Source organism: Pseudomonas kilonensis (genome assembly GCF_001269885.1).
Taxonomy (GTDB): domain Bacteria; phylum Pseudomonadota; class Gammaproteobacteria; order Pseudomonadales; family Pseudomonadaceae; genus Aquipseudomonas; species Aquipseudomonas kilonensis.
On record NZ_LHVH01000032.1, the window covers coordinates 128,112 to 139,008 of the forward strand.

Here is a 10,897-nt window from a genome sequence, read left to right on the forward strand (position 1 = left end):
TCAATGTCGTGAAAAGGAGATCAACATGAACAACCTGAGCGATATAACGCTGGCAACATCCACCAACCCCAGCACCTTCCTCACGGTCCCGCTCGGCGAGCCGGTCCAGGCTGACAACGGCAACATTCCACCCGGCACACGGATGCTCCCCGGCCAATGGGCGGCAGCGGCCGGCAACGGCTATGTGTTGCTGCTGCAGCCTGATGGCAACCTGGTGCTGTACCAGGTCGTCACAGGCCCCGTGGCGGCCAACAGCTCGTTCACTGGCAGCGCGATCTGGGCCACGGGCACCAACAACGGTGCCTACTTCGATGTCCAGACCGATGGCAATCTGGTCCTGGGTACCAGCGATGGCAACGTGGCATGGTCGCCCTACACCAACGGCATCGAGCCTCAGGAACTGCTCGTCCAGACCGACGGCAACCTCGTGCTGTACAACACCCTCAACCAAGCCTGCTGGGCCTCGAGCAGCAATCACTATCAGGTTTGGCCACCGACTCGCTGGGTCAATGTGCAAAGCAGCCTCGTCGCGCCCGTGAAAGGCGTGCCCCATGTACTCACCGCCAGTTCCGACGGCGTGACGTTGAGCCCCTTCGTGGCCGGTTCGCCCAACCAGATCTGGCAAGTCACCGCCGATGGACGCCTACTCAGCGGCCTGCTCGCCGGGTTGGTGCTGGGCCAGGACACCGGCAGCAGTACGCCAACCAACACCACACAGAGCGTACCCGTCCCGGTCGAGCAGACTTGGCTCTGGGGAACGGGACTCGGCCCCACGGCCATCCAGAACAGCGCTTCGAACCAGTATCTGAGTGTCGATATCACGGGGGGCTCGGTACAGATGCAAGACACCGACACCTCGAGCCAATGGTATTTCATGCCTACCACGCCCCTGGACAGCATCATGGCCTTGCCGGCGTCCGACCCGGCCTTCCCGGCCTTTACGCCTGACCAACAGGCTGTCTATGACTGGATCAACAACAAACTGGCGGCCATGAACAATCAGCCCCATTTGATCCTGCGCGAGCAGTACACCAACGGCGCCAGCACCCTGGACAGTTACCGGCAAGACATGCTCGGCCTGGACTACAACGCGTTCCCAGCGCAAGTCTGGCACCCCGTAGTGGACCAGTTGAAGTTGGAGCTCAGCGCAGCGAGCGCCGTCAACAGCCTGTTCGCCTGCTATACCAGCTTCCACTCCCTGTTGTTCGAGGACCAGGGAGCGCTGCTCTCCGAACTGGGTCTGGATGCCAGCTTCGAGGACGGTGACTCGACCAATATCGGCGGCATCATCCTGGCGGTGCTCTCGGGCGTCATCTACACCGTGCTCTCGGCTGAAACGATGGAAGGCGAGATCAATTATTTCGCCGTCGCGGCCAACGTTCTCCAGAGCGGCATCAATGTGGCGGTCGCGGCCCAGAGTTCGAGTGTTTCTCCCAGTCTGTTCCAGGTAGCCTATGCCGACCTGTGGGAACAATTGAGCACTACCTTCGAAGGGTTGCTGGACACTTTCGGCACCATGGAATCCACGATCCTGACCGACTGGGCCAAGCTGAAGATCACCTATACGCTGATCGCTTCCACTGCGCCCGACGGGTTGTTCTGGAACTCCGGTGAAACCGGAAATATGGTGAAAGCCGCCAAGCAGGGCTACGTGTTGTCGGTGATGCAGATGCTGCTGCCGGCCAAATACCAGATCTACCAATACCTGGACGTCAATAACAACCCCATCGACGGTGTGCCCGCCTACGCGCAGTACATCGCACCCGCGATCGACGGGACCTACTTCAAATACTGGATCGCCGATTCGACGGACTGGTCAATCTATCCGGAAGAAATCGCGCTCACCCAGGTCTGGGACAACGGCGGCTCGAAGGACGACTTCTTTAACAGCAGTAACGGTTGGGCGTTCGCCACGACGCGGCCCTACACCTACGGCGGCAATGACGCCAATTACCTGGTCATCGCGCTTACCAACCTGAGCCCGAACACGCTGGTGGCCACGGTGTTCAATCCGTCCCCCACTTCCGCCGGGCCGTCCCCACAGACCCTGTATCCCTACGAGACCGTGTTGATCGAGGCCGAAGCAGCATTTCCTGGTGGCGTAGCGATCACGCTCTCGATCTTCGACCCTTCCCGTGGCAACTACTTCGACGAGCCAATCGCCTCGTTCGATGCCTTTCAGGATTACTCTGGGTTCGCGGCCGGTAATGTGCGCACCGCCAACGCCACGACAGCGGGTGACTACCAACTGTCGACACCGCTGTGCAACACGGGCGGGTTCAGGCAATACCCCGGCGCCATCCAGGCCAGTGTCTACCGTCCTTGAGGGGTGAATCGCAGGCATGAGGAGCGGGCGTTCCGCTCGAAGAAAAAGCCGTGTTAGCACCCACAACCCCATGTGGGAGCGAGCCTGCTCGCGAAAGCGGTGGGTCAGGTTGCGATGATGTTGGATGTGCCGACGCCTTCGCGAGCAAGCTCGCTCCCACAGGGTTTTGTGTCGTGTGTAGATACCTTGAACACCCGAGAACCCATGTGGGAGCGAGCTTGCTCGCGATTGCGATGGCTCAGCTGCATCGATGCTCCCCGCCTCAAGCCTTTCGAGTCCTCGGCAAGAAAATCGCCAACACCCCGAACAATGGCAGGAACGAGCACAACCAGTACACATACTCGATGCCACGGATGTCCGCCAGGTGCCCCAGCAGCGCGGCGCCAATCCCGCCGAAACCGAACATCAGCCCGAAGAACACGCCAGCGATCATCCCGACATTGCCCGGTACCAGCTCCTGGGCATACACGACAATGGCCGAGAACGCCGAGGCCAGGATGAAGCCGATGACCACGCTGAGGATGCTGGTCCACAACAGGTCGACATGAGGCAGGATCAGGGTGAACGGTGCCACGCCGAGGATCGAGAACCAGATCACCGCCTTGCGCCCGATCCTGTCGCCAATCGGTCCGCCAAAGAAGGTCCCCGCCGCCACTGCCCCGAGAAACAGGAACAGGTGCAATTGCGAAGAGGCCACCGACAAGTCGAACTTCTCGATCAGGTAGAACGTGAAGTAGCTGGTGAAACTGGCCATGTAGAAGTACTTGGAAAACACCAGCAGCCCCAGCACTACCAGCGCACTCAAGACTCGGCCCTTGGATAGACCATGCGTAGCCGCCTGGCCTTGCTTGAGCTTGAACAAGTTCAGGTGGTTGGCATACCAACGGCTGATGCGGTACAGCACGAACAGCGCAAACAGGGCGAACAGCCCGAACCAGGCCACATTGCCTTGCCCATAGGGAATGATGATCGCCGCCGCCAGCAGCGGGCCAAAGGCTGAGCCGGCGTTACCGCCCACCTGGAACGTCGATTGCGCCAGCCCGTAGCGACCGCCCGAGGCCAATCGCGCCACCCGCGACGCTTCCGGGTGAAAGGTCGACGAGCCAATGCCGATCAATGCCGCCGCCAACAGGATCAAGGCAAAACTGCCGACCATGGACATCATCACAATGCCGATCAACGTGCACACCGTCCCGGCCGGCAGCAGCCAGGGCTTGGGGTGTCGGTCCGTGTGATAACCGACCCAAGGCTGCAACAATGAGGCGGTCAACTGGAACGTCAAGGTGATCAGGCCAACCTGAGTGAACGTCAGGCCATAGCTGTCCTTGAGCATTGGATAAATCGACGGCAGCACGGCCTGGATCAAGTCGTTGATCAGATGCGCCAGCGCCACGGCGCCGATAATCCGCATGACCAATGGACTGCTTTGCGCAGTGGCGGCAACGGCTGGGATCTCGGCCTGGGTATTGCTGATAGCCATGGGAGTTTCCATACGACAGAGGGTGCACACGGGCAGGTGCGTCAATGTGCCATTTTTCGGTGCAGCAAGGCTATCCCCTTAGCTAGCTATCGAACTCGAAAAATTGTCGAAATCCAAGGTGATAGCTCAACGCCATGGTCTGAATCTTGCCTTGTTAATGGCCTACAACGCGGCTCCTTACAAAGGGGACCGAGAATGGGAAGTTTCGCTACAGAGCTGGCCTACCGAGCCGATTTGGACAAACTTTCGAGGCCTTTTAAAAGAGCACCTGTTTCGGCACTTGTGTAGAAAGCGCACAAAAATAGTGCAAGGGTGTTCAGGGGGAGTATGGGCATGCAGGCTTTTTTATCACCAGGCATCAGGTTGTTGGGACATTTCGGCTTCGCCCGCAAATTCCAATTGCTGTTCCTGCTTTTTATCCTGCCGCTCATGGGCAGCCTGTGGCTCATCGGCCAGGACTATCGCGACAAACTCAGCCTGATTTCCGGGGAACGCGCCGGGGTGCGCCAATTGCTGGCCCTGGATAACCTGGACAACCTGCTCACCGTCCAGCGCAACCGCGCCGCCCGCTGGCGCGCTACCGAGACCAATCGGCAGCCGACACCGGCGACGCTGGCCGCCATGGCGGCGTACGATGCCGTGCAACCGGCCCTCAACCAGGCCGCCAACGACCTGGCCAATACCCTGCAAACCGAAGGGGCCGAAGCCGATACCCTCGCCCGCTATCAAACCCTGCAGACCAGCCTCAACGGTCTGGATTCGAAAAGCCTGGGCAGCGTCGGTTGGTGGCCAGATGGTTACGACCGCTTCACCGCCGCCCTCAGCGCTCTGCAAGCCTTGCGCGAGCAGATGGTCATGGACAACCGCCTGACCCTCGCTTCCTGGCTGGAGACGTATCTGCTGACCCAGATCTCCACCCAACAGACGCCAGACCTGATCGAACGGGTCGGCCGCCTTGCAAGCGTCGGCCAGGCCTCCGTGGTATCAGGCCAGTTCACCTTGCAGAGTCGCCTGCAACTGCGAGACCTGCGCAGCCGTATCGGCGACGCCCGGGACCAACTGGTCAAGACCGGAGCACTGCTGGAAACCCGCCTGCCCAGCGATCTGCAAACCTGGGCCGGACAATTCCAAGGCAGCCTCAAGCACTTGGAGGCCGGCCTGAAAGTGCTGGATGACGGCGTGTTCGGCGGTTCCATCAGTCTCAAGCCCGAAGACTTCGAGAAACACATGGATGCCCTTCTCGTCGATCTGGCGACCCTGCGGCAACAGTCACTGGTGGCACTGGATACGCGGCTGGACCACTACCACGGTTCGGCGATTCGCCAGTTCACCCTGGTAGCGACGGTACTGGGCTGCCTGTTGCTGGCGGCGCTGTATCTTTTTGTTTGCCTGCAAGCGTCGATCCGGCGCAGCGCCAGCGGCATCACCCTGCTGGCCGAAGCCCTGCGCGACGGCAATCTCAGCCTGCAAGTACCGGTGCAAGGGCGCGATGAACTGGCGGCCATCAGCACCGCCCTCAACGTCGCCGTGGTGCAATTGCGCAACAGCCTGCTGGGGGTGGACCACGAGACATTGCAGTTGAGCAATGCCGTGCGCACCCTCAATACGCACTCCAGCGGCGCCCTGGGCGAAGTCGAGGCCCAGCAAATGCAGATCAGCCAGATCGCTGCCGCCGCGACACAACTGGCCGCCACCTCCCAGGGTGTGGCGAAGAGTTGTGAACAGGCCTCCGATAGCGCCCAGCAGACCCGCCGCATCGCCACTGACAGCAGCCGCGACAGCCAACGCACCACGGCCAGTATCCAGCAGCTCAACCAGCGCCTCAACGAAACCGCCGCCGCACTGGGACGGGTCAGCGAACAGGGGCAACAGATCCAACTGGTGGTCGATACCATTCGTGGCGTGGCCGAGCAGACCAATCTTTTGGCCCTCAATGCCGCCATCGAAGCCGCTCGCGCCGGGGAACAGGGCCGTGGTTTCGCGGTAGTGGCCGACGAGGTGCGCAGCCTGTCGCAACGCACCCAATCCTCCACACAGCAGATTGCCGCCACCGTCGACAGCCTGCGCGCCACGGTCAACGAGGCCGTCAGCCTGATGGAAGCCGCCTGCGGCCAGGCCCAGACCGACGCTCAAGCAGTCACCGGCCTTGGCGAACGGCTGGGAGAAATTGCCAGCGCGGTGCAAAGCGTCACCGACACCCTGGCGCAAATCGCCACCGCCGTGGATGAACAAGCCAGCACCGCCGACGAGGTCAGCGGCAATATCCAGCAGGTCGACCAGGCAGCGATGCGTTTGCTTGAAGGCGCAAGGGCCGTGAACCTGGCGGCGGATACCCTGAGCCAGGGAAGCCGGGCTCTGAGTGCCAACACAGGGAGATTTCAGCTCGGTTGATATCGATTTGCAGCGAGGATTGTTAAGCGGTTGAAAGCGTAGAGAAATATTTCAGATTTACGCTTGACACATCTTCGTTACCGGCGAATAATGCGCGCCACTTGGCTACATAGCTCAGTTGGTTAGAGCATAGCATTCATAATGCTGGGGTCCGGGGTTCAAGTCCCTGTGTAGCCACCAAGTACCGATTCATAGATGTCTACAGCAGTCTATGAATCACCTCAAGAAGCCCGCCTCGTGCGGGCTTTCTTGTTTCTGGACGTCCATCCTGGACTATCCGGTCCCCCTCACATCGCGTATCCCCCTCCCCCCACAACTCAGCGCAAATTACATTTACTGCGACAAAACCTACTTTTCCGTGACGCGTGTGCTGTACTGGACCTATCCAGGGAGGAAGATGCATGACCATTGTTCAGCGAATCAGTTGTTTGATCGGGTTGGCAGTTCTTGGTTTGGGACTGGTGGCGGGCATCGGCTCCTATCAGGCCAGCGCTGTATTCGATGCGGCGAGTTACGGCAACGTCAATACGGTGCCCAGTCTCATCGTGTTGGACGAGGCCAGCTCAGCCTTCTGGCAGCAGCGGGTATCTATCCAGGCGCATGTGCTCAATGCGGACGCGGCCGCAACGGCGGCGATCGAGACCACTATCAAGCAGGCACGGGAGGCGCGTGCGGCAGCCTTCAAAAATTATGAACCGCTTATTTCCGACGATAAAGATCGGCAAATGTTGGCCGATGATCGAACGCTCGCGGCAGCCTACGACGAGGTAACAGCGCGGGTTTTGGAACAATCGCGTACTAACCATAAAGATCAGGCGCGCAACCTGCTGACTGATGGCGTTGCCATTGCAGACAAACTGAACGCCGCGATAACACAGCACTTTGCCTATAATCAGCAGCTCGGTAACCAGGGCGCGGCCGACGCGGTCGCTGTGCGCGTCCAGTGGACGGTGATTGCCGGTGTGGCAAGCGTGCTGGTGTTGTCGCTAATTGTTCTGATTGGCTGGCGTATCGCTGTGATCATCCAACATCAATTGGGGGGTGAACTGCACGACGTGGCGCGTATCGCCAACGATATCGCGGCGGGCCAACTGCAGATGGCGATTGCTGTTCGCAGCGGCGATGAAGCCAGCGTGATGGCATCGATGAAACGCATGGCCGACAACCTCCGCGCCATTGTCGGGGAAATTGATGCAGCCTCTAGACAACTTTCAACCTCCGCGACCGGACTTGCTGTTACCACTCAACAGGTCAACAACAGCACCCGCCAGCAAAGCGACGCGGCAAGTTCGATGTCCGCCGCCGTCGAGGAGTTAACGGTGAGTATTGCCCACATTTCCGACAGTTCCCAAGTGGCGGGAAATACCGCGCACGAAGCCAACGGGTTCGCCGAGAACGGCGGCAAGGTGGTGATGCAAGCGGTAGCCGAAATGGACAACATCATGGCGGCAGTAGCCGCCTCCTCAGAAAATGTCAATCAACTTGCAGAGCAGTCGAGTCAAATCAGCGTTATCACCGCAGTTATCAAGCAGGTCGCAGACCAAACCAATCTGCTCGCTCTCAACGCTGCCATCGAAGCAGCCCGCGCCGGCGAACAGGGGCGTGGTTTCTCCGTGGTGGCCGATGAAGTCAGAGAGCTTGCCGGGCGCACTGCGCGTTCCGCGCAGGAAATCATCGGTATGGTTCAGGCCATTCAGCAAGGTACGCAGTTGGCAATCGAGGCAATGGCGCAAAGTACAGATCGGGTGAAGGAAGGTGCGCGCTGCTCCAACGCCGCGGGCATGGCGATGGATGAAATCCGCCGAAGCAATACTCGCATGCAAGACGTTGTCGCCGGTATTGCCTCGGCGCTACAGGAACAACGCTCTGCTAGTTTGCTGGTAGCTGAATACGTCGATCGAGTGGCACAAATGACCGAGGAAACCAGCGTCGCGACCAATACCCTGAGCCAATCCGCAGCGAGCATGCAACAGTTGGCGGATCGCCTGAATGTTACAATGCGTCGATTCACGCTTTGAATATGGCATTCTCACAGAAGAGGCCATCACAGTACTAAAACGGCTTATCGAAAGATAAGCCGTTTTTTATGCCTTGAGAAAAGTACCCACCCTCTCTGGATTTATTTGCACGCCCCTGTGGCAAGAAGCCTTGTTGATTTGCGCCCCACGCCTCGCATCGCTACAGTCAATTTCCATACCCCAGGCCCACGGATGGAGCGACACGTGCTTATAGATCTGAAACCAAACCTTCATCGTCTGTCAGCCGTTTCGTTGCTGGCTGTTGCGCTAACGCTTAGCGCCTGCAAGGCCCCGCCCTCCTCCACGACCACACCGGCATTACCTTCCCCGCCGGAAATCACGTCCGGCTACCGCACCGATGTGCAGGCCCGTCACGCCGACAAGCATATGGCGGCCGCGGCCAACCCGTTGGCGGCCGAGGCCGGGCGGGAGATGTTGCGACGTGGCGGCTCGGCCATCGACGCGGCAATTGCGATGCAAGCGGTGCTGACGCTGGTGGAACCGCAATCTTCAGGCATCGGCGGCGGCGCGTTCATCGTGCTGTGGGATGGCAAGGCCGTGCGCACCTATGACGGTCGCGAAACGGCGCCGGCTGGCGCCACCGAAAGACTTTTCCTGCAAGCCGACGGCAAACCCATGCCGTTTACCGCCGCCCAAATCGGCGGTCGTTCCGTCGGTACACCGGGGGTATTGCGCGGACTGGAACTGGCCCATCGCAAACATGGCCGTCTCGAATGGGCGAGGCTGTTCGAGCCGGCCATCGCGCTGGCGGAGCAGGGCTTCGCAATCTCCCCCAGGCTGCACGCCTTGATCGCGTCCGACCCGTCGTTGCCGGGCTCGCCCGACATGGCGGCGTACTTTCTCAATGCCGATGGCAGCCCGAAGGCAGTCGGCACCGTGCTGAAAAACCCGGCATTGGCAGGCGTGCTCAAGCGCATCGCCAACGAAGGTCCCGATGTTTTGTACAAAGGGCCGGTTGCCGAGGAGATCGTCGCCAAGGTGCAGGGTCACGCCAACCCCGGCAGTCTTTCGCTGAACGACCTCCAGGGCTACACCGCACGGGAGCGGCCCGCACTATGCACCGACTACAAGCGCTGGCAAATCTGCGGCATGCCACCACCGTCGTCGGGCGGGGTTGCCGTGGCTCAGATCCTCGGGACGTTGCAGGCCCTGGAACAGCGCGACAGCAACGCGGCCCTCGCCCCCTTGAAACCCCTCAAGACCGCTAAACCCGCCGGCATTGAACCCTCCCCCGAAGCGGTGCACCTGATCGCCGAAGCCGAGCGCCTGGCCTACGCCGACCGCGCCCAATACATTGCCGACCCGAATTTTGTAGCCGTGCCGCTCAAAGGGTTGGTCGATCAAGGTTACCTTGCCAGCCGAGCCAGCCTGATCGGCCCTCGTAGCATGGGCGTCGCCAAGCCCGGAACACCGCCGGGCATTCAGGTGGCCTATGCGCCGGACCGTTCGCCGCTACGCATTTCCACCTCGCAAGTGGTGGCGGTGGATGACCAGGGTGGCGCCGTGTCCATGACCACCACGGTGGAGTCGGCATTCGGATCGCACTTGATGGTCCAGGGTTTCATGCTCAATAACCAGATGACCGACTTCTCCTTCATCCCTGAAGAAAACGGGCAAAAAGTCGCCAACCGCGTCGAACCCGGCAAACGCCCGCGCTCGTCCATGGCGCCGACGCTGATCTTCGATCATCAGGGTCGGCTGCTGGCCGCTGTCGGCTCCCCCGGTGGCTCGCAAATCATCGAATACGTCGCCAAGTCAGTGATCGGCCTGCTCGACTGGAACCTGGACCCGCAAACCGCCATCAATCTCCCCAACTTCGGCAGCCGCAATGGCCCCACCGAACTGGAAAAGGGACAGTTCAGCCCGACGCTGATCCAGACGCTGAAAGACAAAGGCCATGCGGTGAGCGAGATCGACATGAACAGCGGTACCCAGGCGATCGTCCGGGTGCGTGATGCGCAAGGGAAAACTTCATTGGCCGGCGGCGCGGACCCGCGGCGCGAAGGTGCCGCACTGGGGGATTGAGCACTCGTCGATCAGGTTGAGTCAGCGTGCCAGGATGTTGAATGTGTGGCCGCCATCGGGAGCAAGCTCGCTCCCACAGGGGATGGCGGCGAACACAATATCAAGGCTTTCCCGGATAAAACGGTGGGAGATTCTATGGTACGGGGCTACCCCTTAAATGCCTTTCGGTAAGTATTCGCTCTGGTTCTTCAGCAGGGCGAATACCACTCGGGCAAGCTTGCGGGCCAGTGCCACTAATGCTTCGGTTGTGCTGAGTCCCCGGGCCCTCAGTGCCTCATAAAAACCCTTCCATGCCGCTGTGCGCCTCGCCGACATCGCGGCGTTATGCATCAATCGACGTGCCTCTGGGTCACCTCGCTTAGACAAGCAGCGGCGTCCCTTCTTTTTCCCAGAATCCGATATACGCAGGTCTAGGCCCAGAAAAGCGATGAAGGCATCGGCATTTCTGAAATCTCCACGCTGAAACGACGTGAGCAAACGGGCACCGCTCAATAGGCCAATGCCTTCGACTTTCATGCAACGCTTGAGCTGAGCGCCCAAGCCAGCTGCTTCCAACTGCGTCTGGATTGTTTTCTCGAGCAAGATTTCCAGTCGTTGCATGGCCTTTATCTGGTGCTCAAACGCCGTTTTGAGCAA

The 10,897-nt window shown here is 60.1% G+C and carries 6 protein-coding genes and 1 tRNA gene; 5 read left to right on the top strand and 2 right to left on the bottom strand.

Translation table 11 applies throughout. The features are described from left to right. The first annotated feature begins 25 nt into the window (after positions 1-25). Positions 26-2,326, top strand: a complete 2,301-nt coding sequence (locus AD662_RS24015; protein ID WP_053189854.1) for a calcium up-regulated protein — start codon at positions 26-28, stop codon at positions 2,324-2,326. Between the two features lie 262 nt (positions 2,327-2,588). On the opposite strand, the gene AD662_RS24020 is transcribed toward AD662_RS24015, so the two are convergent. After that, positions 2,589-3,806: an MFS transporter gene (locus AD662_RS24020; protein ID WP_018604610.1), complete on the bottom strand. Its 1,218-nt coding sequence runs from the start codon at positions 3,804-3,806 to the stop codon at positions 2,589-2,591. A gap of 333 nt (positions 3,807-4,139) precedes the next feature. On the opposite strand from AD662_RS24020, the gene AD662_RS24025 reads away from it, so the two are divergent. The 4 genes from AD662_RS24025 to ggt all read left to right on the top strand — a co-directional run bounded on the left by AD662_RS24025 (position 4,140) and on the right by ggt (position 10,261). Next, positions 4,140-6,197, top strand: coding sequence for a methyl-accepting chemotaxis protein (locus AD662_RS24025; protein WP_018604609.1), 2,058 nt, complete (start codon positions 4,140-4,142; stop codon positions 6,195-6,197). Positions 6,198-6,300: 103 nt separating this feature from the next. Further along, a tRNA-Met gene (locus AD662_RS24030) sits at positions 6,301-6,377 on the top strand. Positions 6,378-6,598: 221 nt separating this feature from the next. After that, the gene (locus AD662_RS24035; protein WP_018604607.1) at positions 6,599-8,215 is read left to right on the top strand and encodes a methyl-accepting chemotaxis protein; all 1,617 of its coding nucleotides are present in this window, start codon (positions 6,599-6,601) and stop codon (positions 8,213-8,215) included. 192 nt (positions 8,216-8,407) lie between these two features. Beyond that, a complete protein-coding gene (ggt, locus tag AD662_RS24040) occupies positions 8,408-10,261 on the top strand; it encodes a gamma-glutamyltransferase (RefSeq protein ID WP_053189855.1) in 1,854 nt (617 codons plus the stop codon). A gap of 153 nt (positions 10,262-10,414) precedes the next feature. Here the strand turns inward: ggt and AD662_RS24045 are convergent. Further along, the coding region (locus AD662_RS24045) for a transposase (protein WP_156334935.1) at positions 10,415-10,897 on the bottom strand (483 nt) is incomplete at its 5' end.

What these genes read in the sequence shown, in the direction of transcription:
- AD662_RS24015 (WP_053189854.1), top strand. Translation starts at nt 26, where the DNA reads ATGAACAACCTGAGCGATATAACGCTGGCAACATCCACCAACCCCAGC.
- AD662_RS24020 (WP_018604610.1), bottom strand. Translation starts at nt 3,806, where the DNA reads ATGGCTATCAGCAATACCCAGGCCGAGATCCCAGCCGTTGCCGCCACT.
- AD662_RS24025 (WP_018604609.1), top strand. Translation starts at nt 4,140, where the DNA reads ATGCAGGCTTTTTTATCACCAGGCATCAGGTTGTTGGGACATTTCGGC.
- AD662_RS24035 (WP_018604607.1), top strand. Translation starts at nt 6,599, where the DNA reads ATGACCATTGTTCAGCGAATCAGTTGTTTGATCGGGTTGGCAGTTCTT.
- ggt (WP_053189855.1), top strand. Translation starts at nt 8,408, where the DNA reads ATGGAGCGACACGTGCTTATAGATCTGAAACCAAACCTTCATCGTCTG.